21 protein-coding genes are annotated in these 25,942 nt (G+C 63.5%); 13 read left to right on the top strand and 8 right to left on the bottom strand.

The features are described from left to right. Nucleotides 1-2 precede the first annotated feature (2 nt). Nucleotides 3-1,514 carry a sodium:solute symporter gene (locus tag LDL32_RS07415; protein ID WP_233065668.1) on the bottom strand — a complete coding sequence of 504 codons (1,512 nt, stop codon included), beginning with the start codon at nt 1,512-1,514 and terminating at the stop codon, nt 3-5. Next, a complete protein-coding gene (locus LDL32_RS07410) occupies nt 1,511-1,687 on the bottom strand; it encodes a DUF3311 domain-containing protein (protein ID WP_233065666.1) in 177 nt (58 codons plus the stop codon). The genes LDL32_RS07415 and LDL32_RS07410 overlap by 4 nt, the downstream gene beginning before the upstream one ends. Nucleotides 1,688-2,234: 547 nt before the next feature. On the opposite strand from LDL32_RS07410, the gene ppdK reads away from it, so the two are divergent. From ppdK to LDL32_RS07375, 8 genes are all read left to right on the top strand, one after another. Further along, entirely contained in the window at nt 2,235-4,910 is a 2,676-nt protein-coding gene (gene ppdK, locus LDL32_RS07405) for a pyruvate, phosphate dikinase (RefSeq protein WP_233065664.1), read from the top strand. Between the two features lie 99 nt (nt 4,911-5,009). Beyond that, nucleotides 5,010-5,864: a pyruvate, water dikinase regulatory protein gene (locus LDL32_RS07400; protein ID WP_233065662.1), complete on the top strand. Its 855-nt coding sequence runs from the start codon at nt 5,010-5,012 to the stop codon at nt 5,862-5,864. Nucleotides 5,865-6,242: 378 nt separating this feature from the next. Continuing rightward, nucleotides 6,243-7,583 (top strand): B12-binding domain-containing radical SAM protein, encoded by a 1,341-nt coding sequence (locus LDL32_RS07395; protein ID WP_233065660.1) that lies wholly within the window; start codon nt 6,243-6,245, stop codon nt 7,581-7,583. Between the two features lie 51 nt (nt 7,584-7,634). Beyond that, nucleotides 7,635-9,302 carry an alpha-keto acid decarboxylase family protein gene (locus tag LDL32_RS07390; RefSeq protein ID WP_233065658.1) on the top strand — a complete coding sequence of 556 codons (1,668 nt, stop codon included), beginning with the start codon at nt 7,635-7,637 and terminating at the stop codon, nt 9,300-9,302. 482 nt (nt 9,303-9,784) lie between these two features. Next, nucleotides 9,785-9,916 carry a hypothetical protein gene (locus LDL32_RS17840; RefSeq protein ID WP_255673790.1) on the top strand — a complete coding sequence of 44 codons (132 nt, stop codon included), beginning with the start codon at nt 9,785-9,787 and terminating at the stop codon, nt 9,914-9,916. 336 nt (nt 9,917-10,252) lie between these two features. Continuing rightward, nucleotides 10,253-11,479 carry an MFS transporter gene (locus LDL32_RS07385; protein WP_233065656.1) on the top strand — a complete coding sequence of 409 codons (1,227 nt, stop codon included), beginning with the start codon at nt 10,253-10,255 and terminating at the stop codon, nt 11,477-11,479. A gap of 57 nt (nt 11,480-11,536) precedes the next feature. After that, the gene (locus LDL32_RS07380) at nt 11,537-12,802 is read left to right on the top strand and encodes an acyl-CoA dehydrogenase family protein (RefSeq protein ID WP_233065654.1); all 1,266 of its coding nucleotides are present in this window, start codon (nt 11,537-11,539) and stop codon (nt 12,800-12,802) included. 93 nt (nt 12,803-12,895) lie between these two features. Next, nucleotides 12,896-13,897, top strand: coding sequence for an asparaginase (locus tag LDL32_RS07375; RefSeq protein WP_233065652.1), 1,002 nt, complete (start codon nt 12,896-12,898; stop codon nt 13,895-13,897). A gap of 11 nt (nt 13,898-13,908) precedes the next feature. Here the strand turns inward: LDL32_RS07375 and LDL32_RS07370 are convergent, their stop codons facing one another. Together LDL32_RS07370 and LDL32_RS07365 are read right to left on the bottom strand one after the other, a co-directional pair. After that, the gene (locus LDL32_RS07370) at nt 13,909-14,886 is read right to left on the bottom strand and encodes a hypothetical protein (RefSeq protein ID WP_370636658.1); all 978 of its coding nucleotides are present in this window, start codon (nt 14,884-14,886) and stop codon (nt 13,909-13,911) included. A gap of 343 nt (nt 14,887-15,229) precedes the next feature. Continuing rightward, nucleotides 15,230-16,684, bottom strand: coding sequence for an amino acid permease (locus LDL32_RS07365; RefSeq protein ID WP_233065648.1), 1,455 nt, complete (start codon nt 16,682-16,684; stop codon nt 15,230-15,232). Nucleotides 16,685-17,165: 481 nt separating this feature from the next. Here LDL32_RS07365 and LDL32_RS07360 point away from each other — a divergent pair, with 481 nt between their 5' ends. Then, entirely contained in the window at nt 17,166-18,083 is a 918-nt protein-coding gene (locus LDL32_RS07360) for a hypothetical protein (protein WP_233065645.1), read from the top strand. A gap of 23 nt (nt 18,084-18,106) precedes the next feature. Here LDL32_RS07360 and LDL32_RS07355 read toward each other — a convergent pair whose 3' ends face one another. Continuing rightward, the gene (locus LDL32_RS07355) at nt 18,107-19,357 is read right to left on the bottom strand and encodes a restriction endonuclease (RefSeq protein ID WP_233065643.1); all 1,251 of its coding nucleotides are present in this window, start codon (nt 19,355-19,357) and stop codon (nt 18,107-18,109) included. 276 nt (nt 19,358-19,633) lie between these two features. Between LDL32_RS07355 and LDL32_RS07350 the strand changes: the two genes are divergently transcribed. Continuing rightward, the gene (locus tag LDL32_RS07350) at nt 19,634-20,290 is read left to right on the top strand and encodes a histidine phosphatase family protein (RefSeq protein WP_233065641.1); all 657 of its coding nucleotides are present in this window, start codon (nt 19,634-19,636) and stop codon (nt 20,288-20,290) included. Here LDL32_RS07350 and LDL32_RS07345 read toward each other — a convergent pair. Then, a complete protein-coding gene (locus LDL32_RS07345) occupies nt 20,187-20,939 on the bottom strand; it encodes an adenosylcobinamide-GDP ribazoletransferase (protein ID WP_233065639.1) in 753 nt (250 codons plus the stop codon). The genes LDL32_RS07350 and LDL32_RS07345 overlap by 104 nt on opposite strands. After that, entirely contained in the window at nt 20,936-21,964 is a 1,029-nt protein-coding gene (gene cobT / locus LDL32_RS07340; RefSeq protein WP_233065637.1) for a nicotinate-nucleotide--dimethylbenzimidazole phosphoribosyltransferase, read from the bottom strand. Before cobT ends, LDL32_RS07345 begins: the two co-directional genes overlap by 4 nt. Before the next feature lie 52 nt (nt 21,965-22,016). On the opposite strand from cobT, the gene cobU reads away from it, so the two are divergent. Genes cobU through LDL32_RS07325 form a run of 3 tightly spaced genes read left to right on the top strand, consistent with a single transcriptional unit; the run spans nt 22,017 to nt 24,672 of the window. Further along, complete coding sequence (cobU, locus tag LDL32_RS07335) at nt 22,017-22,556, top strand: bifunctional adenosylcobinamide kinase/adenosylcobinamide-phosphate guanylyltransferase (RefSeq protein WP_233065635.1); 540 nt, start codon at nt 22,017-22,019, stop codon at nt 22,554-22,556. Next, nucleotides 22,553-23,161: a cob(I)yrinic acid a,c-diamide adenosyltransferase gene (cobO, locus tag LDL32_RS07330; protein WP_233065633.1), complete on the top strand. Its 609-nt coding sequence runs from the start codon at nt 22,553-22,555 to the stop codon at nt 23,159-23,161. Before cobU ends, cobO begins: the two co-directional genes overlap by 4 nt. Beyond that, nucleotides 23,161-24,672: a cobyric acid synthase gene (locus tag LDL32_RS07325; protein WP_233065631.1), complete on the top strand. Its 1,512-nt coding sequence runs from the start codon at nt 23,161-23,163 to the stop codon at nt 24,670-24,672. The genes cobO and LDL32_RS07325 overlap by 1 nt, the downstream gene beginning before the upstream one ends. Here LDL32_RS07325 and cbiB read toward each other — a convergent pair. Further along, nucleotides 24,631-25,638: an adenosylcobinamide-phosphate synthase CbiB gene (gene cbiB, locus LDL32_RS07320; RefSeq protein WP_233065629.1), complete on the bottom strand. Its 1,008-nt coding sequence runs from the start codon at nt 25,636-25,638 to the stop codon at nt 24,631-24,633. The two genes, LDL32_RS07325 and cbiB, sit on opposite strands and share 42 nt — an antisense overlap. Nucleotides 25,639-25,942: the final 304 nt, after the last annotated feature.

The raw sequence follows: 25,942 nt of genomic DNA, 5'->3' as shown, positions 1-25,942 counted from the left end.
GGCTACCGCCGCAGGCCGGGCCCCGTACGCAGGGTGGCGGGGGAGGCCCCAAGGGCAATCCTGATGACCGATCCCAGTGCGAAGGTGACGGCAATATTGATGGCCAGCGCCAGCAACCCGGTGGAAACCGAAGCCGAGAAGCCTGCGAAGGCCACGGGATGAACCGGTTTGAGACCATCCATCCAGCAAAGTCCCAGCCCCGAGACCGACCCGATGACCCACCCCGCCACCAGCGCCGGTGCGGGCAGGCGCAGCGGCAGCAGTCCCATGATCAGTGCGGGAAATGTCTGCAGGATGATGACGCCACCCAGCAGCTGCAGGTCGATTGCGAATCGGGCATTCAGGAACATCACGCAGATCAGCGCACCGACCTTGACCCCGAATCCTGCAATCCTTGACCCGGTTACCGATTCGCCTCGGCCGGGCAGGATGTTGTGCATGATCAGGTTGGCCGCGCCGATGGCCATGACCGAGGCCGGTACCAGCGCGCCAACGGCAATTGCCGCAAAGCAGAAACCGGCGAACCATGACGGAAAGATGGCCAGGAAAAGCTGCGGCACCACCTGTGATGACGATGTGGTGACAATGCCCGCCGCATGCGCCATCAGCCCCAGTAGCGCGATCAGTCCCAGCACGATGGTATAGACCGGCAGGAAGACCGCGTTCTGCCGGATCGTATCGGCGGATTTCGCGGCCAGGATGCCCGTCAGGGTGTGCGGGTACAGGAACGCGGCAAAGGCGGATGACAGCGCAAGCGTGGCATAGGGCACCGTCTGCCCCTGTGCGACGATATGCCCGTCCGGCACGGGGGGCAGGTGGCGGGCCGCCGCATGGAACATGGCGCCGTACCCACCCAGATGGATTGGCACGATAATGACGGCCGCCAGTACCGCGATATAAATCATGATATCCTTGATAAAGGCGGTCAGGGCCGGTGCATGCAGCCCGCCAAGCCAAGTATAGGCGGCAAGGGAGACAAAGGCGATGAGCAGCGGCAGCATGCCGGTAAGGCCCAGCGCCTCGATCACGGTGCGGATGCCGATAAGCTGCAATGCGATATAGGGCAGTACCGCGACCAGCCCGCTCAGCGCCACCGCAAGTTCCAGCGTCCGGCTGCCAAAACGCGCACGCACGATATCGGCCGCCGTGGCATGGCCGCCATCGCGCGCAATGGTCCACAGCCGGGGCATGACCGCGAAGATGAACGGATAGACGATAATGGTGTAGGGCAGTGCGAAGAAGCCGAATCCCCCCGTGGAATAGACAAGGGCGGGCACGGCAATCACGGTGTAGGCGGTATAGAAATCCCCCCCCACCAGGAACCATGTGACCCAGGCGCCGAATTCACGGCCGCCCAGCCCCCATTCTTCATCCGCCGTGTGGCTGGTTGTGGCCCTGCGCCGGTTCAGCAGCGGCCGCCACAGCCGGACGGTACTGCCCAGCACGATGGTGGCGACAAAACAGAAGACGAACACGCCAGTGGCGGCATGATCGGGAATGGACAGTGTATTCATGACTGACGGTCCGACTTCCAGGCCATCCAGATAAGGACGGAGGTGACCGGCACCCAGGCAAGCTGGTACCAGTAGAAAAACGGGAAACCGAACAGGCTCGGGTCATGCCGGTTATAGAGCGGCACCCACAGGAGCCCCGCAAAAGGCAGCAGAAGGAACAGGGTTTTCTTCATGTTGACCGTACTTCTTGTTTTTATCTGGCCGGAAGGGCTTTTTATTAAGCGGCAGCAGAGTGTCAACATAATCAGGAAGGAGTGCAAGTATTTTTGAAGGAGTATTTGTAATTACATTTTTTTATTGTGCGCCGCGCAAGAATTTTGCTGCAATGCACAAGGAAAATAGTGTGGCAATACGGAATGCGGATAATGTGCAAATTAATTCACATAAGTTATAACTAAAATCACAAAAAATAATATAACCAATTCCGTTGCACCGGCAGCCCTGTTCCGCAAGCTGGATTTTAACAATCAATGCATTGTTATTAAAAGATTTTATCATGGAAGGGGCTGGGCGCCCCCACCGCTGCATCATGGCGGACAGCACGCGGCTGTCCGCATGCGAAGCTAAAATAGTGATTGCCCGTATATGGAAGTGGCGGTTATTTTCTTATCCCGGACCTGCCAACAACAAACAATACTAATGGCGCGGTCGCCTGTTTTTTGCCCTGTTCCGGACCAGGCGCGATTTCTGACAGACCGACGCGTGTAGGAACGAACAGACATGACCAAATGGGTTTACAGCTTCGGAAGTGGCCTGAACGAAGGGCGCGCGGACATGCGCAACCTCCTGGGTGGCAAAGGCGCCAATCTGGCCGAAATGGCGGCGAATGGCCTTCCGGTGCCGCCAGGCTTTACCATTACGACGGAAGTCTGTTCGGCCTTTTATGAAAATGGCCGGAAATATCCCGATGCGCTGAAGGCGCAGGTGGATGCCGCCCTGCAGCGCATCGAGCAGTCGATGGGCCTGCGCTTTGGTGACCCCGAAGCCCCGCTTCTGGTCTCGGTACGGTCGGGTGCGCGCGTGTCCATGCCGGGCATGATGGATACCGTGCTCAATCTGGGCCTGAATGACCAGACGGTTGAAGGTCTGGCCCGTTCCTCGGGCGATGAGCGCTTCGCGTGGGACAGCTACCGCCGGTTCATCCAGATGTACGGCTCGGTCGTGATGGGCGTGCCCCACCACCATTTCGAGGACGTGCTCGAGCAGTTCAAGCGCGCCAGCAAGGTGGAAGATGATACCGCCATCACCGCCGGACAGTGGCGTACGATCGTGGTCGATTATCATCACATCATCACCACCCATACCGGCACCGCATTCCCCACCAGTCCGCAGGACCAGCTGTGGGGCGCGATCGGCGCCGTGCTCGGGTCGTGGATGAACCCGCGCGCCAATACGTACCGCAAGCTGCATGAGATCCCGGCCTCGTGGGGGACGGCGGTCAACGTGCAGTCCATGGTGTTCGGCAACATGGGTGATGACTGTGCCACCGGCGTGTGCTTCACCCGCGACCCGTCAACGGGTGAGAACATCTTCTACGGTGAATACCTGATCAACGCGCAGGGCGAGGACGTGGTGGCGGGCATCCGCACACCGCAGCCCATGGCCTGTGCGCGTGCCGAAGCCGGCCAGCACCCGATGGAGACCGCCCTTCCGCAGGCCTATGGCGAACTGCTGCGCGTGCGCTCCATACTGGAGACCCATTACAAGGACATGCAGGACATCGAATTCACCGTCCAGCGCAACGTCCTGTACATTCTCCAGACCCGCAACGGCAAGCGCACGGCGGCTGCGGCGCTCAAGATCGCCATCGACATGGCGCGCGAAGGTCTGATCACGCAGGAAGAAGCCATCCAGCGCGTGCCCGCCGCATCGCTTGACCAGCTGCTGCATCCCACGCTTGACCCCAGGGCCGAGCGCGTGCAGCTGACCCGTGGCCTGCCCGCATCACCCGGTGCGGCTGCCGGTGCCGTGGTGTTCACGGCGGAGGAATGCGAAGCCCGCGCGGCGAAGGGGGAGGACGTGATCCTCGTCCGTATCGAGACCTCGCCCGAGGACGTGCACGGCATGCACGCAGCCCGTGGCGTGCTGACCACCCGTGGCGGCATGACCTCGCACGCCGCCGTGGTGGCGCGCGGCATGGGCCGCGTATGCGTGGCGGGCGCAGGCAGTATCCATGTCGATTACGCGGCAGGCACCATGACGGTCGGCCCGCATACCGTGGCGCAGGGCGAATGGATCACGCTCGATGGCGGGACGGGCGCGGTCTACCTGGGGCGCGTGCCCACCATCGAACCCGTGCTGTCGGATGATTTCAACACGCTCATGGGCTGGGCGGACGCCGTGCGCCGCCTGGGCGTGCGTGCCAATGCCGAAACGCCGGATGACGCGCGCACCGCACGCCGTTTTGGCGCGGAGGGGATTGGCTTGGCCCGGACCGAGCACATGTTCTTCGGCCCCGACCGCATCGGCTTTGTCCGCCAGATGATCATCGCCGATGAGGAAAGCGTGCGCCAGAAGGCCATTGCCGCCCTGCTGCCGTTCCAGCGCGATGATTTTGCCAGCCTGTTCCGCATCATGGCCGGGTTGCCGGTCACGGTGCGCCTGCTTGACCCGCCGCTGCATGAATTCCTGCCGCATGCCGACGCCGAGATGGCCGAGGTCGCACAGGCGCTGGGTAAAAGCGTTGACGACGTGCGTGCCCGCTGCGCCGCACTGGCGGAAACCAATCCGATGCTGGGCCACCGTGGCTGCCGCCTTGGTCTGACCAGCCCGGAAATCTATGCCATGCAGGTCCGTGCACTGATCCAGGCGGCGGTGCTGGTGGAAAAGGAACTGGGCAGGCCCATCCACCCCGAGATCATGATCCCGCTGGTGGCGACAAAGGCCGAACTGGCCACCACCCGCCGTGCCGCCGAGGACGAGATCGCCCGCGTGCTGCAGGAGGAAGGGACAAACCTCAACTACTCCATCGGCACCATGATCGAACTGCCCCGTGCCGCCCTGCAGGCGGACCAGATCGCGGAATATGCCGATTTCTTCTCGTTTGGTACCAACGACCTGACCCAGACCACGTTTGGCCTGTCGCGTGATGATGCGGGTTCGTTCCTGCCGTACTACGTTGATCACGGCCTGCTGCCGCGCGACCCGTTCGTGTCCATCGACCGTGATGGCGTGGGCGCGCTTGTGCGCCTTGGGGTGGAGAGGGGGCGGCAGACCGCCCCTGACCTGAAGCTGGGCATCTGTGGCGAGCATGGTGGTGACCCGGATTCCATCGCGTTCTTTGATGAAGTCGGGCTGGATTATGTCTCGTGCTCGCCCTTCCGCGTGCCCGTGGCCCGCCTGGCGGCGGCACAGGCCGCGCTGGCCACGCGCCAGAAGACCACCAGCCCGGCCTGAGCACGGCCCGCGGGCCATGCGTGGCCCGCCAGGTATCAACGCCGTAAAAAATGGCGCTCTTCCGCCCACGGGTGGCGGGGCGCCATGTCAGGCAGGATCATGAGCAGTCCGCCAATCATTCTGCATCTTGTATCCGAAGCGACAGGCCAGGCGCTGGAAGCTGTCATGCGTGCCTGTGGCGCGCAGTTTCAGGATGCGGAATTCGCCCCGCGTAACTGGAACCTTGTCCGTACGCGCGTGCAGGTCGCACGTGTGCTGACGGGGATCAGGGATGAGCCGGGGCCTGTGCTGTCATCGCTGACCTCGCCCGATCTGCAGACCATGCTGCGGGTGGGATGCGCGCGCATCGGGGTGCAGGTCAAGAATATCCTTGATGGCACCATCCATTTTTTGGAACAGCAGACCGGAATCGTGGCCGAACGCCACCCCGGCGGCCAGTATGTGATGGATGAGAGCTATCGCCGCCGGATTGATGCGATGCAGTATGTCATCGCCCATGATGACGGGCAGAAGGCCACCGATCTTGCAAAGGCGGACGTGATCCTTGTGGGTGTGTCACGCACATCCAAGACCCCAACCTGCTTCTACCTTGCCAACCGGGGTATCCGGGCGGCCAACATCCCGCTGGTTCCGCATGCGCCATTGCCAGCGGAACTGGCGGATTTTCCGGGTCTTGTGGTGGGGCTGACGATCGATCCCTATACCCTGCTGGAAATACGGCGCTCACGGGTGGGCATGATGCTGCCGGGCCGGTCCATGGCTACGCCCGGCATGTCGGAAACATCGGTCAAACCCTATATCGACCCCCAGAACGTGCAGGAAGAACTGAACTGGGCGCGTCGCCTGTGCGCCCGGTACAGATGGCCGGTCATAAACGTGACCCACCGTTCGGTGGAGGAAACGGCGGCTGCCATCATTGACATGCTTGAACATGATGGTGTGGCCGGCCGGTAGCTGACCAAACAGGGGCCCATCCGGTGGTGACATGACCGGATGGGCTTTTTTGCATGCGGACACGGGCTTCGGCCTGGTGCGCGGCATGACAGAGTTATGCAGCACCCTGAAAGCAGATATGTGCGGCATATGTTCTGACGGGTTCAGGGTTTGCAGTAATCTGAATTTATATAAATAATAAAAAAGTAATAAAAGTAATAAGTAAATAAATAATCATAAAATTTTTTGATATATGCAATGTGAATATTCAATACGCTTCAGGCGTGAAGGGATGGTGATTATTTCGTGTGGTGGACATTTGGGACAGGAATCGTACGATATGCCCGGAATTTATTTGTTCAGGATATTTCTTCACATCCAAGTCCATAGAGCCGAAGCATGTCAAAGACAGACCTAAAGCTGCTGATCATCCAGCCCTCGCATTACCGTTCCAAGACCGACCGGACCATTTTCAAGACCAGACGACGACAGATGGTACCACTGGCGCTGCCATACCTTGCCGCCCTGACCCCGCCGGAATGGACTGTCACCCTGCTGGACGAACAGCTGGAGGATATCGACTTCGACGTGCCGGTCGATGTGGTGGCGCTGACCGCCTGGACCCTGCATTCCCCACGCGCCTACGATATCGCGGCCGCATTCCGTCGCCGGGGGGTCAAGGTGCTGATGGGCGGGCCGCATGTCTTCTTCTATGCCGATGAGGCGGCCGAATATTGTGACGCCGTGGGCGTGGGCGAAGCCGAACCCATCTGGCGCACGATGCTGGAAGATGCAGCCGCCGACCGGCTGCAGAAGATCTACCGTGCCACGCCGCTCAAGGAACTCAACGACCTTCCGCCACCGCGTTACGACCTGCTGGACCTGAAGAAGTTCGGGCCTTTCCGCACATTTGCCGTGCAATCTTCGCGCGGGTGTCCGTTCGTGTGCGATTTCTGTTCGGAGCGCTTCTATCTTGGCGGCCGCTATCGCTGGCGCCCGGTGGACCAGATGGTGGACGAACTGGAGAGGATAAAGAACAAGGGCAGTCATTTCTTCTTTGGTGAAAGTAATTTCGGCGGCAAGAAAAGCCGCGCGATGGAACTGATGGAAGGTCTGGTGCCGCTGAAGATCCGCTGGTCCACCCTGTGGTCGTCCAATCTATGCCTCGATACCAGCTTCCTTGATCTGGCCCGGCGCAGCGGCGTGATGCATGTCAATATCGGTATTGAAAGCATCGACGAGGAAATGCTTCAGGGCATGAAAAAGGGGTGGAACAAGGCCAGCCGCTACGGGGAGATGTTCGATAACCTGCGCAGGCGTGACATCAGCTATTCGCTCAACTTCATCTTCGGCTATGATGACGAACACCCCGATGTGTACGAGGCGACGCTCTCCTTCCTGGAGGCGCACAAGGTCCCGGCCGCCTATTTCAACATCCTGACCCCGACCCGGGGCACCGCCCTGTTCGAGCGGATGAAGAAGGCGGACCGCATCATCGACCCCGATGACATCGACCGCTGGCCGGGGCAGGTGTGCCATATATGGCCCAAGAACTGCACGCCGGTACAGATGGAACAGCGTATCCAGAACATGTATCGCAAATTCTACAGCATGCGTTCCATGGTCCATCGCCTGCCATTCCCGCGCACGCGTTCGGACATGTCATCATGGATCCTGAACATGGCGGAACGGCGCATGGCCTTTTCATCTACGGGAAACAATGATTTTGATATCTACTGATATCGGCCCGGCCGCTCCTGGCCCGGCCGCCAACAGGTAGGGATATGAGGCATGCGCGGATCAATCGGAAGTATGCTGCTGGACAGGCTCCGGCATATCGGTGTTTCGCGCATTTATGGTGTGCCCGGTGACTACAATCTCGAATTCCTTGAACTGATCGAACGTACGCCGGGTATCACGTTCATCGGTACCTGTAATGAACTCAATGCGGCCTATGCGGCGGATGGCGATGCACGGCTGGCTGGCATTGGCGCGGTGCTGGTCACGTACGGGGTGGGGGACCTGTCGGCCCTGTCCGCCGTGGCGGGCGCATGTGCCGAAGGCGTGCCGGTGGTGGTGATTTCCGGCATGCCGCCGTGGCATGCCATCCAGTCGCGCGCGCTGGTGCACCATACGCTCGCCGATGGCAATTATGACAACGTCATGACCTGCTACCAGCAGTTTGTCGCGGCGACGGCCCGCCTGCACCCCGCCAGCGCCGTGGCCGAGACGGACCGCGTGCTCCATGCCGTGCAGACCCTCAGGCGGCCAGTTTATATCCAGTTTCCATCCGATATCTGTTATGTCGAGGTGGATGTTCCCGCGCCGCTCCCTGCGGCCCTGATGTCCGACCCCCGCCTTGTCAGTCGTGCCGCGGACCGTGTCGTGCAGCGGATCAGGCAGGCCCGTCAGCCGGTGGTGCTGGTCGATGGCATGGTGCGGCAGTATGGCCTGGCGGAGCGCGTGCAGCAGTTATGCGCCCAGTACGGCATTCCCTACGCCGCCCTGTCCACCGCGCGCACCATCATGCCGGAGTCCGGGCGTGAATGGCTGGGGGCCTATGGCGGCCGTGCTTCCGCCCCGCATGTGGCCGATTACGTGCAGGGGGCCGATTGCGTGATCGGGCTGGGTATCAGGTTCGTTGATTCCACGTCCGGCTATTTTTCGCAGCAGGTGGGCAGCGATGCGCTGGTCGATATCCAGCCTTTCAGCCTGACCTGCGATGGAGAAAACTTTCAGGGCATGACCGCGCCCGACCTGCTGGATGCGGTCTTGCAAAAACTGGCGGCCCTGCCGCATGCGCGCGCCCGGTTGCCGCTACAGCCGGCGCCCGTGGCGGCCCCCGCCACGCAGGCATGGGAACAGGCTGCGTTCTGGCCCAGGGTCGAGGCGTTCCTGCGTCCGGGCGATGTGGTGGTGGCGGATAACGGTTCGTCCATGGTGGCCATGCTGCAGGCGCGCCTGCCAGCCGGGTGCAGCCTGCTGGTGCAGCCGGTGTGGGCTGCCATCGGCTATTCCCTGCCGGCGTGTCTGGGCGCGTGTCTGGCAGCACCCCACCGGCGGCATGTGCTGTTCATTGGTGATGGATCGTTCCAGATGACCGCGCAGGAACTCTCGACCCTGCTGCGGCACGGATGCAATGTCACGATCTTCCTGATCAATAATGGTGGCTACACCATCGAGCGGATGATCCTTGGGCCACAGGCGGCCTATAACGACATTGCCAACTGGGATTATGCGCGCCTGCCAGCGGCCTTCGGCCCCGATGCGGTGCCGCTGTCGCTTAAGGTCGACAGTGTCGCGGAACTGGATGTGGCGCTGGAGCAGGCCGGGCGACATCAGGGCATTGCGTTTGTGGAGGTAGGTTTCACCCCCATGGATGCTCCCCCCGCGATGGCGACAATGGGGGCGGCGGTGCGCCGGTACGATTATGGAATCGAAACCCCCGACCAGATCTGAAGCGGCTGTATCAGGGGCGGCAGGTCCTTCCCATCGTTAATGATGGAAGGCCTGCTTTTTAGGCTGGACGGAAGCCCGCGTACAGATTATTGAAAATACGACTGTTTTTTACAGACACGTTTCATATGCGTGCACAGCCCTCCATCCACGGGATGGGAACGGGGCAAAAAATCAGCAGCAAATATCACAAAAACGTGATGTCATATGGTTAAAAATTGTGCATTTGCATAATTTTTAACCGAAGGCTTGTGCCCTTTTCCAGATGCAAAATCTGGTTTGCTGCTTTTTGTGGCGTTTCTGTTGGCCCTGTCCGGAACAGGACGAAGGCTGCCTGGTGGTTTTGAATATTTGTTGGACATGCATACTGTCATTAATATGTAATGATCTGCCGAGTTCAAGAAAATACGGATTATTTCCGTTGCCTGTATTTCGGTTCTGGTGTTCCTTCCGGCTTATCAACTCGACACCAGAGGAAAAAGAAAATGTTCATCGCAAATGTCAGCACCATGATCGCCCACTCCGTCAACGCCATGTCTTCCCTGACCATGGTTGCTTTCCTGCCCATGATCGCCGCCCTGATGGTTGCCACCATCGTGTCCGATCGCGCTGCCTGAGCTTCGGGGTTTTCACCCTGATGCCCCTCCAGCCGGAATTCCCACGACAATGTGGGAATGGCCGGCGGGTGGCGGCTTCCTGAATATGGATATGACAGGCGCTTCGGCGTCTTTTTTCATGCCTGCACGCAACGCGCCGGGCAGGCGGATACTGGTATTGGCACGTCCATGATTCTGGTGGATGACGCTGCTTGCGTGTGTTTTACCTGACGGGCATGGCCTGAAGATATGGACTTCATGTTCCATGCGGGCTTGTAGGCTGTCGTGCATGGGTGTATCGGCCAAAAGTAACAGTGTGCGCAGTGCGCTTTCTTACTTTTTGTCCCGAGCAGATGCATGACAGATAAAACGACCAACCCGGGTGCGGGAACGGACGCGTCCGTTCGTGGCACCGTTGGCCCCGGCCTGATTTTCTTCATTCTGGCATTGGGTGGTTTTGCCATTGGCACCGCGGAATTCGCGGCCATGAGCCTCGTCCCCATGATCTCGGCGGACATGCACGTCACCGTGCCGCAGGCGGGACATGCGATCGAGGCCTATGCGGCGGGCGTGTGCGTCGGCGCGCCGCTTATCGCCATGCTGGGTGCCAGGCAGAGCCGCAAATACCTGCTGATCGGCATGATGGTCATGTACGTGATCGGCAACGGGCTGACCGCGGTGGCGCCCAATTACCTGCTGCTGCTGCTGTGCCGTTTCATGAGCGGCCTGCCGCACGGGGCCTATTTCGGTACGGCGGGCATTGTCGCATCCTCGATGGTGCCGATCAACCGGCGCACGCAGGCGGTGGCGCGCGTGGTACTGGGCCTGACCATCGCCACGATCGGTGGCGTGCCCATGGCCAATGGTCTGGGCATGCTTGTGGGGTGGCGCTGGGCCTTCGTGCTGATCGCGGGTCTGGCTTTCATTACCATGCTGCTGATCATGCGCTTCGTGCCCCTTGACCCGCCGCGCCCGCATGCCAGCGCCATGACCGAAATACGCGCCCTGCGCAACCGGCAGGTCTGGCTTACGCTGGGCATCGGCGTTGTGGGGTTTGGCGGTATTTTCTGTGTCTATACCTACCTTGCCTCCATACTGGAGGAGGTGACGCATGCCCCTGCCTACATGACCCCGGTCATGCTGGCCGTGTTTGGCGTGGGCATGACGGTGGGCACCATGGCCTGCGCGTGGGCTGCGGACAGGAAGATGATGCCCACCATTGGCGGCACGCTTCTGGTCAATGCGGCGGCGCTGGCGGGCTTTCCCGGTTCCGTGCATTCCGTATGGGGCATGATGCCCATCGTGTTCATGATCGGGTGCGGTGGTGGTCTGGGCACCGTCATCCAGTCGCGGCTGCTCAGTGTGGCGGTGGATGCGCAGGCGCTGGCCGCCGCCATGAACCAGAGCGCGTTCAACATGGCCAATGCCATCGGCCCCGCGCTGGGTGGCCTGGCGATCAGCGCCGGGCTGGGCTGGTCATCCGTGGGCTGGGTTGGTGCGTCCCTGGCCATGGGCGGCTTCGTGATCTGGCTGCTCACGCTCAGTGACATCCGCGCCGCCGCCCGCAGGCAGGCCGGCGGCTAGCGGGCGGCGGCGGGGCAGGGTGGTTGCCGGCCCGTTCCATCTTTCCTATCGTACGGCATGACGACATTGCCGACCGGCGGGCGTAGCCTGCCGCCCCTGCTGCGTGACCTGCTGCCGCCGCGCCCCGTAAGCGGGGCTGCGGGGGAGGTCCTGCTGCGTGTCCAGCATGTGCTCGACACCGTCATCGCGCCCACGGCGGCACAGCGTGACCGCACTGGCGGCTATCCCCATCAGGCCATCGCGGCCCTGAAGCCCACCGGCATCCTTGCCCTGGCCGTGCCCGTGCGGTGGGGCGGGATGGGGCTGTCGCAGGAGCTTTCGCTTGAACTCATGCTGCGCATCGCCGTGGCGGACCCGGCGGTGGCCCAGATCTGCAAGGTACATGATGACCTGCTGCGGGAAATCTTTGTCTACGCGCCCACTGCACTGAAAAGGGAACTGGCGGCCCGTGTCGTGGGCGATCAGGTCATTCTGGGCATGGCCGTGGCCGAGAACGGGCGTACGGCTGACAGCTTCCTGCAGACACTGGCGCAACCCGGCCCCGGGGGCATGCATTTCATATCAGGTCGCAAGATCTATGCCACGGGCGCGTCGGGTGCCGACCTGGTGGCGGTTTCGTCATTCGATCCGGTGGCGGCGCAGCAGGCGGGTGCCGTGCGCGCAGGCGTGCGCATGGACCTGGTGCCCCGTGACGCGCCGGGTCTTGTCTTTCACCATGACTGGAACCGCATGGGCCAGCGCGCCACCGATTCCGGCACCGTGACACTGCAAGACGTGCGGGTGGATGACAGGTGGAACGCGCTTGCCCCCGATGCTGATCTGCCCCGGCATGTCGCACCGCGTTTTCAGGCCGGCTTCAGTGCGATCCTGACCGGTATCGGCATTGGCGCGTTGCAGGCCGCATGTGCGTTCGTGCCCCGGCAGGCCCGCCCATGGGGGGCGGCAGGGGTGGAAAGTGCCGATCAGGACCCTTACGTGCGCCGCCTGCTTGGTGAGATCGGGGCCGACCTGTTTGGCGCGTACTGCGCGGTGATGGAAGCAGGCCGCATGCTGGACCGCTATGAACAGGGCCATGTATCGCGCAACGCGGTGGCCATGGCGGCCAGCGCTGCCCGTTCGGTCGCCACGCGCGCGGCCCTGCGTGCGGCCGGTGATGCACCGGCGGCGGCAGGCGCGCGGGGAACGGATGCCGCCAATGGCTTTGACCGTTACTGGCGCGATGCCCGCACCGTGTCCCTGCACGACCCCGTCGATTGGAAAAATGCCGAGATCGGCCAGCACCTTCTGACCGGCTGGATGCCGGAGCCGGGGCTTTACCAGTAGGCGACCCGTGGCAGCAGGCAGGCACCATTTGACAGGGATCACGACGTGCGTGATTGATCGCACTGACCGACCGGATCAGGGGAAAACGAGAGAATGCAGCGACCTGTCATAGCCATCATATCCACCGGGGGCACCATTGCCCGGCAGGCAACGGACCCGCGTGATACGGTCGATTATGCCGAAATCGGCACAAGCCTTGGGGGTGGTGACCTGCTGGCGGCCCTGCCGGAAAACGTGCGCGCGCGGTTTGCCGTGCACGGCATTGCGTTCTCAAGCTGTGACAGCGTGCAGATGACCCTGCCGCGCTGGTTTGAACTGGCCGGTCTGATCAGCCGGACGGTTGCCGAACAGCCTGACCTGGCCGGGATTGTCGTCACCCATGGCACATCGTCGTTGGAGGAAGCGGCCTGCTTCCTTGACCTGGTGCTGGATGTGCCCTGCCCGGTCGTGGTGGTTGGCGCGCAGCGTCCGGCCAGCGCCATCAGCGCGGATGGTCCGGCCAACCTGTTCGCGGCCCTGCTGGTGGCGTCAGCCCCGCAGGCGGCGGGCCGTGGCGTGCTGGTGGTGGCCAATAACGAAATTCATGCGGCGCAGGAAGTCACCAAGGCATCGACCTACCAGCTTGAAACCTTCCGCTCACCCGATTTCGGGCCGCTTGGCATGATCGAGGCCAATCGGGTCTTTTTTGGTCGCACGGCCGCCTATCGCCGGCATGTCGGCTGGCCCGCCGGTTACGGCGCGGGAGGCGAAATCCCGCGCGTGGATATCTGTTACAGTCACGCCGGGGCGGATGGCGTGGGCATACGGGCCTTTGTGGATGCGGGGGCGCGGGGCCTGATATCGGCCGGGATGCTGCCGGGCATGTGCACCCCTGCCGAGAACGCGGCGCTGGACGAAGCCGTGGCCCGTGGCGTGGTGGTGGTGCAGGCCACCAGCGGGTACTGCGGTGGCGTGGTGCGGCGGCAGGAACTGTGCCAGCGTGGCATTCTGGCGGCGGGACACATGCGGCCACGGCAGGCGCGTATCCTGCTGGCGCTGGCGCTCATGACCGGGGCGGACATGGACGGCATCCAGGCCCTGTTTGACAGGCCCTGAGCACCCATTGGCTAGAAAATGCTGTTGAAGGCCACCTGCGGCGAGATGACCTGCGCGGTATTGTGGCCCGCGAACAGCGCCGTCACTCCGGCAATCACGCCAAAGCGGGGGGACCAGCTGTATTCAATGGCCGGGGCGATCATCCAGTCGCCCGATGCCTGGCCCGCCATGTCCTGATACCGGCCCTGTGCATCATGGCCGCGCACGACCGCGCCATTGGCCCAGTCACGTGCAAGGTCCATGGCAATGACCCATTTCTGGTTCACCCCGTATTCCAGCGAAAACCCGCTCTGCCCTGACATGCCGGGATGCGCCAGTCCCCGGAACCCGGCGGTGGTGCCATAGCTGGATATATCGGCAATATGGGCCTGCGTCAGCGCGCGGTGAAACGTGCCCCAGATACGCAGCCGCAGTGCATGGTGGCCGGGCAGGGTATAGGTGGACTGCTCCGTCAGCGCCAGGCGGAAGGTATAGGTGCCGGTGCCCACGCCATCTTCAGCCCGCCCGAGCCGGGTGTAGTCACCCGAAGGAAAAGCCACCCCCGCAAACACGCTCAGTGCCGGGATGTAGCGCCGCGGGTCGGCATCAAGGTAGCGCCACATCACATCCACAGGCAGGTCGCCCATCTTCAGGCCGCTGGTGGTGCCATGCCCCCGGCGCCAGCCGTAGCTGATGTCCGGCATCATCTGCACGCTGATGGAATCCGTGATCGAATATTTGTAGAGCGTGAAGTTCGACACACCATGCGACCGGTCATGAAGTGCCGTGCCACGGCCCGCACTGTCCAGATAGCCGACCGGCTGGCTGTAGGTGGCATAGGGCTCCCATGCAAAAACGCCCCTCCGTGTCAGTGCGCCGGAGGGGGAGACCAGCGAGCCGGTATACCACTGGCTGTAGGCCGCATGCCGCCCCTGCGACCCCCCGGCAGTACCATTGCCGGCATTTTCCGCATGGGCCGGCGGGAACGGGGCGAGAAACGAAAGAAACAATATCGTAACGAATGATATTGATGCCGGTAATGGAATGCATGATGGCAGCGTATGGAAGTGTTCAGCCTTTACACGCAACATCGCTGTATTGCGCGGGTCCCTGCCACCCGTGTCCGCCATTGCACGCGCACGTATCGGTGGCGGTATGGTTACGGCCATTTCCTGCCTTTGATATCCTTTCACGCATGGTGGTGCGTGCCGGGTCGTATTGTAGCGCGGGCAACCGGCCGGGCATTCCGTGGTCATGGCTGCGACAGCAGGCACGGTGCCGGGGGGGTGCCCATGTCCTCACTGGTCGGACCGGTAAAAAACGGCGGGAGAATGGCGGTTCTCACGCCGTGTTTCATGTCGTGGGGGGCGTTGCACCCTCCGCCGGGGTGGTGTCCTGCGCGTTGCGGAGGGGGGCAAGGTATTTCCATCCTGCAACCAGCAGCAGGCCAACCACCGGCATGCTGGCCAGCGTGCAGGTGCCGTTGGGGTAGTCAAATGCCATGAGCACCATCACGGTCACCAGAAAGGCCAGCGTGAGCCATGAGGTAAAGGGCGCGCCCGGCATTTCAAAGCCGGTGGGCGCAATGCGCCCGCTGCGTATCGCCTGACGCAGCCTGATCTGGCTGAGCAGGATGAACACCCATGTGCTGATGATGCCCAGCGCCGCCATGTTCAGCACGATCTCGAACACCTGTGACGGCACGACGTAATTCAGTACCACCCCCACCAGATAGACCGCGACCGTAAGCAGGATGCCGTTGGCGGGCACGGAGTTCGCGTTCATGCGGGCAAGTACGCCGGGTGCCGCCCCGCCCAGCGCCATGGCGCGCAGCACGCGCCCGGTGGAATACAGCCCGGAATTGAGGCTGGACAGTGCCGCGGTCAGCACCACGATGTTCATGATCGTATCAACCCCGGGTATGCCCAGTGTCTCGAAAAAGGTCACGAACGGGCTGGTGCCCGCGTGGTAGGCCGTCCACGGCAGCAGGTTGACCAGCAGCACGACCGAAAACACATAGAACAGCCCGATGCGCCAGATGACACTGTTGATGCTGCGCGGCAGGACCGTGCGCACATCGGCGCATTCCCCCGCCGCCGTGCCGATCAGTTCTATGCCGGAATACGCAAACACCACGCCCTGCACCAGCAGCAGGCTGGCCACCAGCCCGTGGGGGAAGATGCCGCCATTGTCCGCAATCAGGTGCAGCCCCGTCTGGTGACCACCCACCGGCATGCGCACGCCCAGGACAACACTGCCGATGACCAGGAACAGGCACAGGGCCACGACCTTGAGCAGCGAGAACCAGAACTCGATTTCCCCGAACCACCGGACCCCCACCATGTTCAGCGTGGTGACGATACCCAGCGCCATAAGGGCGAAGGCCCATTGCGGCACGGCGGCGAACGTGCCCCAGAAATGCATGTACAGCGCCACCGCCGTGATATCGACAATGCCCGTCATGGCCCAGTTCATGAAGGACAGCCACCCCGCCACGAAGGCTGCCTTCTCGCCCAGGAATTCCCGCGCATAGGAAACAAAGCTGCCACAGGTGGGGCGGTACATCACCAGTTCACCCAGTGCGCGCATGATCAGGAACGAGAACGCGCCACACACCAGGTACACCACCGCAAGCGAGGGCCCCGCCGCCTGCAGCCGCGACCCCGCACCCAGGAACAGCCCGGTCCCGATCGCGCCGCCAATGGCGATCATCTGGATCTGGCGTCCGCCAAGACCCTTGTGATAGCCGTCATTTTCTTCTAGCAGGATGGGGGTGCTGTCTTCCAGCGCGTGGTCCGGTTTGCTCATGCTGTGGTCTCCGCCATGATCGGCTCAGGAAGAAGGCTGAAAACGTGTCCCGACCCGCGCCGGATACGGGGCGGGCTGGGCACAGGCGATATATCCGGCCAGCCCTGCCACCATGCGGCGGCGCATGGCAGTGCCTGGCTGGCGGAACGGGAATGTCCCTGTGTTTCAGGGGTATGGGCAGTATGGTATGCGGGAGAAGTCATGTGCAAAAAATATGCAGTTTCCATATCTGCCCTGTCGTGGCCAGTCCCGTATCGGGCATAAGCGGCAACCCCTAGCCCCCTTGTGGCCAGAAGGGAAGGCATGGAAAGAAATATGATGTTGCTTCAAACAGTTGTTCTACCACAAACATTGTCAGACAGAATAACGACTGACAAGCATGGATGCCCTGATAAATACATTATGGCTAGAAAACAGACATATTTTTCAACCTGTCAGCAATACATGCCTGATGTTTGATCATATAGGGAACCGGCAGGACATGCCCGAACAGGAATCCGGATACCGGCCGGTGCGGGAAACGTTCCGCCCGGGCGTGGCCTACGGCGCGGCTATAACCATTGTACTGGCGTCCCTGCTGGCTTCCGGCCCCGCCCATGCCGATAATGAACGTTTTGAAGGCAGCGAACTGGAACATGATGCGCCTGCGTATTTCGTGCTGCGTCCCGATGGGAGCGCCGTGGCGCAGGGCACCGGGGAACTGCGCCTGTCGGAAAGCGGGATTGACCTGATCAATGGCGAACGGCTGGATGTGTCGCTTGTCCCAGCACAGGGTGGCCATCTGGTCTACAGGGTGGAATACGGCCAGAACCCGCGCCTGCCTTCGGGCCGCATGATGTGCCCCCTGCCGCTCAATCCGTTATATCTGGATTTTGAAAGCCAGCCTGACACCCCGGATATTTATGACATGAACCTGTACTGCGGTTCGCGTCCGGTACCGTTCAGTGCCATTTCGGTTGACCGGCGTGCCGCCCTGTTCCGCTACCGCCGCGTGGCGGAAGCCCTGTGGGCCCATAGCGCGGGCGAGAGCGGGTACCTGCATGGCGCCATGGTCGAGTACTGCGCCACCCGCCATGAAGCGGGGGGAAGCAGCGCCTGCACCAGCCGGGAGGAAGCAGCCTACACCGCCATCATGGCGCGCCATGTGGCCGCACCCGTGCTCAGGCGCTGTGCATCCTATGTGACGGGGCTGGCGGGGCATACGGGATATGTCAGCTTTACCGGCCTGCTCAATTGCACACGCGTGCGCGACAGCCGTGCCCTGTTTGATTACTGCGCCGCGCGCATAACCGGGCAGAAACGGGTTGATGACAGCCATTTTTTCGATGACAGCCCGACACAGGCCAGTGAGGTAGCGCTCTGTTTCAACGCGCTTGCGGCAGGGCAGGCCCGCGAATAGGGATATGGCCGGGTTCGTGTCCTTCAGGCGACATCCGGCACTTCAATGCCGGATACGAACTTGAAGATATCTTCATGGTGCAGCAGGAAGATGCGGTGCTTCTTGCCCAGCAGCAGGGCTTCCTGCGTGTAGGGGGCGTTGGAGACGATGGCACCTATGTGCGCCTTGCTGTCCGTCTTTTCCTTTATGCCCTGCAGGATCACGTCATCATGCACCGGCCTGCGGTCAATCCAGCAATGGACCAGCATCCGCAGGCTGTTCCTCTGTCCCTGGATGACGGAGCCAAGGCCGGTCGCCACCGGTGGGCGGATCTCCCACCCCGCCTTTTCTATCCATTGCGAACAGAAGGCGGCATATTCCTCCTGGTTCATGTCCTGATGATAGAAGCCGGGGGTGATGGGGTCCACCGGCGGTTTGCGGACCGTGCCGGCGGCAAGCGTGGTGATGTGCGCCTGCACCGATTTCTGTATGCCTGGCCACAGAGCGCTCCTGCCGCGCCGGGCAAGGGCGGGGATAAGGGTGCTGTGCGCAAAGCGTTCCACATGCATTTCCCATGCAGCGGTGGATGCGGCGCCGCCTGCGGCCTGCGCCTGCTGGTACCACCGTGCCAGCATGGGGCGATGCTGTTCGGCCAGTGCCAGGCACAGGCGGCTTGCCGTACGCCGCCGCGCCATGATCCAGCACGTACGCATGATCCGGAGCATCACCCATCCTGCCCCGCCCGCAAGCATAAGGGTCAGGATCAGGGATCCCAGCTTCTGGAAGCCACGGGTCATGAAAAAGAGATCCGTGGGCAGGGGTGTTTCCGCATGCTGCACGATGACGGGGGCAGGCATGTGTATCTTCCGGGGTTCCGGGGTGGGGGTGTCCGGTGCGGGCGGATGGTCGATGGTGGCAGCCGGAACAGGGGCGGCACGCCGTTCAGCCAGGGGGGATATCGGGCCTGCGGGCGCAAGCGGGGCGATGTCACCGGTCATGAAATAGAGAGGCGGCAGCCCCGGCACCGGTGGCACGCGGCGCATGAGCGGAAGGCCGTTGCGGTTGGCAATCTTCTCCCACCGGATATCGGGTGTGACCTGATGGCAGTCCCCCTGCCTGAACAGGGTCTTGCGCCATGTGGTGGACTGCTGGGCGGTAATGGCATGGTCGGACAGGCTGCGCAGGATCGCATCATCCCCACAGGCCAGCGTGGGATGGGTCGCGCCGAACAGGCCCGCGGCACTGGCGCTTGCAGGCAGGCACAGGAGCAGGCAGGCACTGGCCCATATCCGCATGATGCTCTTCATCCTTCCGGCCTGGACAACTGACTGGCGCAGACCCGGGGTATCGGCAGATCGAGATTTACAAAGGTACAGTTGCCGATATGCAGAATAAGAGTGTTTTTGTAAACAGGCTTTATTTAGTCCGGTATGTTCGGTTTTTGTCCTGTGGCGGGGAAAAGGTGAAAAAGTGGCATGTTCTTATCGGATGGCTGCCCCCTTGTCCGTCTTATGGCGATGTTCCCGAACTTCACGGATGCTGGCCTGGACATGTTGGAGGGCAGGAAGCGGATGACTGACCGTTTTGCAGTTGTGCTGGCGCGCCATCCCGCCGTTATGGGGGTGGAAGGCCTGTGTTACGGCCAGCGTGACGTGGCTCTGGCCGAAGGATGGGAACGCATGGCCGATGGCCTGCGCACCGTCATGCAGGGGGTGGGATGCCGGATTCTGTTTTCCTCTCCTGCCCGTCGGTGCCGGATGGTGGCCGAACGGGTGGCGCAATTCATGGATCTGGACCTGCGGGTGGATTCACGTCTGCGTGAAATCAGTTTCGGGGAGTGGGAAGGCCGCCCATGGAATCGGATTTCCCGCACGGCGCTGGATGCATGGGCCGCTGATGTCAGTGGATTTACCCCCCCCGGCGGGGAAAGCGGGGGCGAACTGCGCGGGCGCGTGCGCCAGTTCTGGGCGGAACTCCAGCAGGGGGGGCAATCCTGCGGGGTGATAACCCATGGCGGCCCGCTGCGCCTGCTTCAGGGTATGGTCCATGGCGCGCCGGGCAGCCTGCTTGCCCCGGCCCCGCCGCTGGGTTCGGTGCGCGTGATCGAGCATGGACATGCGCTGTTCACGACAGGGCAGCCAGAACCGCACATTCCGTCACGACTGCCGTTGCACCAAGAACGTCTCCGGTCTGGCCGCCCAGTTGCCACCGTGCCAGGCGGCACATGACCGCAGCCGCCACCATGGCCACGCCCACCGCCACGCCCGCCCGCGCGCCGGGCAGCATCAGGGCCGCCAGGGCACCGGCACCGCACAGGCCTGCTGCCAGCGCATACGCCGGCAGGTGGGTCATGGTGCTGGCCAGTCCATCGCGGCGCGCGGGGGGCAGGCGCCACAGCACCACCACCATGGCCGCCCGTGCCAGCGCCCCCGCCACCGGCAGCGCCAGGAGTGCGGTCGTGCCGGGCATGGCGGCCACGGCCCCCACACGTACCAGCAGGGCAACCCCCAGCGCCATCACCCCATAGCTGCCGACACGGCTGTCGCGCATGATTTCCAGCTTGCGCGCGCGCTCACGCCCGCCCCCGCATCCGTCGGCCATGTCCGCCAGCCCATCTTCATGCAGGCCGCCACACAGCAGCAGTTGCATGCCGATGCTCCATCCTGCGGCGGGCAGGCTGGCAACGCCACAACGCAGCAGGGCGGCATAGACCAGCGCGGCCATGCCGCCCAGCGCCCCGCCCACCATCGGCCAGCACCATATGCTGCGCGGCATGGACCAGGACAGGCCAGCCCCGCCCAGCCACCCGGTGGGCAGGCGGCTGAGCAGGCCGATGCCGCATGCCAGGTCAGCGCGCAGGCGGCCCAGCATGCTCATTCCCGTCCGCTGACCTGCGCCTGCGCAAAGGTGGCCATGCCGCACAGGCATGCGGTGGCGGCGCGCACCAGCGGTATGGCCAGCCCCGCGCCCGAGCCTTCGCCCAGCCGCAGCCCCAGGTCCAGCAGCGGCGACAGCCCCAGTGCGGAGGCAAGGCGCGCGTGCCCGCTTTCGGCGGAACAGTGGGCCAGCCGGGTATGGTCCAGCCCGCCAGCGTGCAACAGCCCCAGCGGGGCCACCGCCGCCGTGCAGATGAAGCCATCCAGCAGCACGGGAATGTTGTAATGGCGCGCGGCGATCGCGGCCCCCAGCATGGCGGCAAGTTCATGTCCGCCCAGATGGCGCATCACCTCCAGCGGGTCGCCCATGGTGGCGGCATGGCGGGCCAGAGCATGATCGATGACCTGTGCCTTGTGCCGCACGCCCGCGTCATCCAGCCCCGTGCCGCGCCCGGCCCATGCGGCACCTCCACCGCCAAACAGCCCCGCGCATACGGCGGCCGCCGTGGTGGTGTTGCCAATGCCCATCTCCCCCAGGCACAGCAGGTCCGTGCCGGGTCTTGCCGCCGCCATGCCGGTTGCGATGGCATGCAGGAAAGAGGGCAGGTCCATGGCGGGGGCATGAGTGAAATCCGCCGTCGGGCGCAGGTCCTCAACCGCAACGGCCCGCAGCCGGGCACCCGCCACGCGTGCGATCTGGTTGATGGCGGCCCCGCCGTTGCGAAAGTTTTCGACCATCTGGCGCGTGACATCGGTGGGCCATGGTGTCACCCCCTGCGCGGTCACGCCGTGGTTGCCGGCAAAGACAATGATCTCCACCCGTTCGGCGCGGGGCCACGGGGTGCGTTGCCACCGGCCCGCCCAGCGCGCCAGTTCCTCCAGCCGGCCAAGGCTGCCCGGCGGCTTGGTCAGCCCGGCATCATGGCTGGCCATGGCATGGTCGGCCGCCATGTCGGCTTCGGGAAGGGTGCTGCACAGCGCGCGGAGCGCAGCCATGTCCTGCGGGGGGGAAAGACGGGGTGGCATGCACAGCGTTGTGTGGTCTTATGGGCCATGATGCAAGATGGCGGAGAAGAAAATGAAGGCGCACCCCCCACAGCCCGGTTCTGGCGGCATGCAGGGCTGCATTCTTGTACTGGGTGGCGCGCGCTCGGGCAAAAGCCGTTTTGCGGAAGGGCTGTTCCCCCACTGGCCCGCGCCATGGGCCTATCTGGCCACATGCCAGCCCCATGATGGGGAAATGACCGCCCGCATCGCCACCCACCGCACCCGCAGGGGAAAGGACTGGCAGACGGTGGAGGAACCGCTCGACCTGCCGCGCACGCTGGATGCGCTGGCCGCCCGCCCCGTGCTGGTGGACTGCCTGACCCTGTGGCTGACCAATCTCATGCTGGCGGAGCGTGATGTCGGGCAGGCAACGCAGGAACTGCTGGCCGCCCTTGGCCGCCGGGCGGGGCCTACGGTACTGGTCTCGAACGAAGTGGGGCAGGGGATCGTGCCCAACAATGCGCTGGCCCGGCGCTTTCGTGATGAGGCGGGTCTGCTGCACCAGGCTATTGCGCGTGAGGCCGCGCGTGTTGTCTTTGTGGTGGCAGGACTGCCGATGGAGATGAAATGACCCTTACCCCCGAAGAAATCCGCCACCGTGAAAAAATGGCCAGGCGCAAGGAAGTGCAGGACAGGGAGGTCAGCAGCAAATCCATAGAGAAGGGACTGCTGGCCGTGCATACCGGTGCCGGCAAGGGCAAGTCCACCGCCGCCTTCGGCATGGCGCTGCGCACGCTGGCCCATGGCGGGCGCATCGTGGTTATCCAGTTCATCAAGGGTGCGTGGAACACGGGGGAGCGCAAGGCGCTGGAACGCTTTGGCGACCAGGTGGAATGGCATGCTCTGGGCGAGGGTTTTACATGGAACACGCAGGACCGCGCGCGCGACATCGCCAACTGCCGCACGGCCTGGGCGGAAGCCCGCGCGGCGCTGAAGCGCGCGGATGTGAGCATGGTGATCCTTGATGAACTCAATATCGCGCTGCGCTACGACTACCTGCCCATCGAGGAGGTGCTGGCCGATATCGCCGCCCGCCCCGCCATGCAGCATGTGGTGGTGACCGGCCGCAACGCCCGCCCCGCCATGATTGAGGCAGCCGATCTGGTTACCGAAATGACGCAGGTGGCCCATCACTTCAAGAAAGGGGTCAAGGCGCAGGCCGGGATCGAGTTCTGATGGTGGCCCGCGCCCTCATGCTTCAGGGTACCGGCTCGTCCGTGGGCAAGTCGGTGCTGGTGGCGGGTCTGGCCCGCGCGCTGGTCCGGCGCGGGCTGCGGGTGCGGCCGTTCAAGCCGCAGAACATGTCCAACAACGCCGCAGTCACGGCAGACGGGGGTGAGATCGGGCGCGCGCAGGCGCTGCAGGCGCGTGCCTGCGGGGTGTCGCCCTGCGTGGACATGAATCCCGTTCTGCTCAAGCCGCAGGGCATGACCGGCTCGCAGCTTGTGGTGCGTGGCAGGGTGCGCGGGCAGGTAAGGGCGCGGGATTTCCAGTCCTTCAAGCGTGGCCTGATGCCCGAGGTGCTGGAGAGCTTCCACACCCTCGCGGCACAGGCGGACATCGTGCTGGTGGAGGGGGCTGGCTCCGCTTCCGAAGTCAATCTCCGCGCCGATGACATCGCCAACATGGGTTTCGCGCAGGCGGCCGACATCAATGTCGTGCTGGTGGGCGACATTGACCGTGGCGGGGTCATCGCCAGCCTGGTGGGCACGCAGGCCGTGGTGGCGACGGAGGATGCACGGCGTATAAAAGGCTTTATCGTCAACCGTATGCGGGGCGACCCATCACTGTTCGCGGCGGGGATGGCGGCGGTTGCCACTTCCACGGGCTGGCGCCCCGTCGGGCTTGTACCGTTTCTGGAGCGCGTGCGTGACCTGCCGGCGGAAGATGCGGCGGACCTGGCGCCAGGGGGGGCCGTGGCGTATGGGGGTGTGCGCATCGCCGTGCCCTGCCTGCCCATGATTGCCAATTTCGATGATCTCGACCCGCTGGCGGCAGAAGATGGCGTATCCCTGACGATGGTGCCCCGTGGGCGGGTACTGCCATCATGTGACCTGATCATCCTGCCCGGTGCCAAGGCCACGATTGCCGATCTGGCGGCCCTGCGGGCGGAGGGGTGGGATATCGACATCCATGCCCATGTGCGCCGGGGCGGGCATGTGCTGGGCATATGCGGCGGCTACCAGATGCTGGGGCATGCCATTGCCGACCCCGCCGGGATCGAGGGGCCGCCCGCAACGGTGGCGGGTCTGGGCCTGCTGGATGTGACCACCGTGCTGGAGGGTGACAAGCGACTGGAGGAAGTGACCGGCCATCTCCTGCCCGAACAGGCCCGCCTGCGGGGGTACGAGATGCATATGGGCCGCACCGGTGGTCCGGACCATGCAGCCCGTCCCCTGACCGATCTGGACGGCCGGCCCGATGGCGCGGTCAGCCCGTCGGGGCGGATATGGGGCACCTATGTGCATGGCCTGCTGGCCGACGGGCATGCGCGGGCGGCGCTGCTGGCACGGCTGGGGGGCATATCGCACGGGCATGACCATGATACGCGGATTGACGCGGCCCTTGATGCGCTGGCCGACCATCTGGAAGCGCATCTTGACATTGATGCCCTGCTGGAACTGGCCCGGCCCGTGAATCCTGTATCAGCGCCCGCGCGGGCGGCGTGCGAGCAGGCCGAGGGCTGACAGCCCCGCCAGCGTCTGGATCACGCAGGCCCGGCGATAGAGGGCAAGGGCGCGATACAGGTCATCGGGGCGCAGCACGGGCGTGCCGTCCCCCACCCAGGGCTCGGCCACGCATACGCCGTCATAGCTGCGCGGGCCGGACAGGCGTATGCCCAGGGCGCCCGCCATGGCAGCCTCCGGCCAGCCCGCGTTGGGTGAACGATGGGCCCGGGCGTCGCGCCATACGATACGCAGCGCGGCACCGGCACGCATGCCCGGCAGCGTCAGGGCGGCAAGAATGATCCATATGGCCGACAGGCGGGAAGCAGGCAGGTTGACCAGATCATCCAGCCGGGCCGCGGCACAGCCAAAGGCTTCATGTCGCGGCGTACGGTGGCCGATCATGCTGTCCGCCGTATTGACGGATTTGTAGAAGACCGCGCCCGGCAGGCCACCCGCCGCCATCCACAGCAGGGGGGCCACGATGCCATCGGAAAAATTTTCGGCCAGTGTTTCGGTCGCGGCACGCAGCACGCCCGCCTCATCCAGCTGTTCGGGGTCGCGCCCCACGATGTGGGACACGGCGCGGCGCGCGGCGGGCAGGCCTTCGTCCGCCGCATGTGCCACGGCCAGCACATGGTCGTGCAGCGACCGCTGCGCCACAAGCGTGCTGGCCAGCACGGCGGTAACCGGCAGCGCCAGCCAGCGCGGCAGGAGCCACCGGATCACGCGGACCATCACGATGGCAATGACGGTGGGGAGGGTAGCAGTCACCCCGGCCGCAGCGTACCCCGCCAGCCTGCGCTGCCCGAGCGTGCGGTCTGTCGTGTTGAGATGCCGGTCAAGCGCGCCGACCAGCCCCCCGATCCATATGACCGGATGCCCGATGCGGCGTACGAGCGCCTGCGGATAGCCCATGGCGGCATCAGTCATGGAGGCAAGGCATGTAACGCCAAGCCTGTGCAGCAGGAAAAGGAAAATACGCATGAAAGGCGGGATATTGCCCCCCGTCCCACGGGTCAAGACGGCGGTGTGGTCGTGGCGCCGTCTTGTGTGGATGACCCCCGCTTCGTGTTTTTCCATCCGGCGTCAAGGGAACCTGTACGGGTGCGTGGATTATGGTTTTCGCCAGGCGTGCCCTTGACAGCAGGCAGGAAACATTATGCACCCGACCGGGTGCTGCGGTAACGGGATACGGCCCTGCGGGTTTGTGTTGATCATATTTTCTTGCATTAATGGAAATGACGGGAAAAGGGTCTAGGCATCTTCGCAGGGCTCACGGCTATAGTGA

This window comes from Komagataeibacter sp. FNDCF1 (assembly GCF_021295335.1).
Lineage (GTDB): Bacteria > Pseudomonadota > Alphaproteobacteria > Acetobacterales > Acetobacteraceae > Komagataeibacter.
Note: the sequence above shows the minus strand (reverse complement) of the source record. Positions and strands in the feature narration are given on the sequence as shown.